Source organism: Vibrio sp. 1402, from assembly GCF_033340275.1.
In genome coordinates this window covers 1-768 of the sequence record NZ_JAWOWE010000194.1, presented here as the reverse complement: position 1 = coordinate 768, position 768 = coordinate 1, and the positions used below count along the sequence as shown (strand labels likewise).

1 protein-coding gene is annotated in these 768 nt (G+C 46.5%); it reads left to right on the top strand.

Annotated elements, in window-relative coordinates:
• The coding region (locus R7044_RS25025) for a DUF3360 family protein (protein WP_225455976.1) at positions 1-768 on the top strand (768 nt) is incomplete at both ends.

Genomic DNA, 768 nt, shown 5'->3' with positions numbered 1-768 from the left:
ATGGGACCACGTTAACTTAGGCAAAGATTTTGCCATTGAAGTTGCGCGTGTAGAAATGCTAATCCCTGCACTACTTTTCTGTGTGCTTGCTTCTGGCTTTATCAACCCGAAAGCCAACTTGGCAGGTAACCACGGTCCAATGATCCCTCTTATTGGTACCATCGCTCTTGCTGGTGCTCACCCTCTTGCATTGGCAATTCTTATTGGTGTATTCGGTCTTCTACTTAGCTTCTTGAAAGGCGGTTCTAAACTGGTGAACCTCACCTCAGAGGGTACAGCTGGTGGCTTGCTCATTTTCCTGGGCTTGACGGGTACCATGAGCCAAATCAACTCGATTCAAGAATGGGCAGTGGGCCTACAATCTTCTACTGTTGAAGCAGGCAGCATGGGTTACGTGGGTCTGATCGTGCTTGCAGTGACTATCGCACTATACGCTTTCCTTGCAAAAGTGAACAAACGTTGGCTTGCGATTCCAGTGTGTGCTTTCACAGGCCTTATTATCGCTCTAGTGCTAGGTGCTGGTTTTGACATCAAATTCGTCACTGAAACTGGTCTACCGAATCTAAACCCTGTTTACTGGTGGGGCAGCACTGAAGAAGGTTGGATGCTCGGTCTTCCTAATATGGAACACTTCATCGCGTCACTGCCTTTTGCAATCCTAGCAGTAGCAATGTGGTCTCCTGACTTCTTAGGTCATCGTATTTTCCAAGAACTTAACTACCCTAAAAAGACTGAAAAAGTACTAATGGACGTTGATGACACAATGAC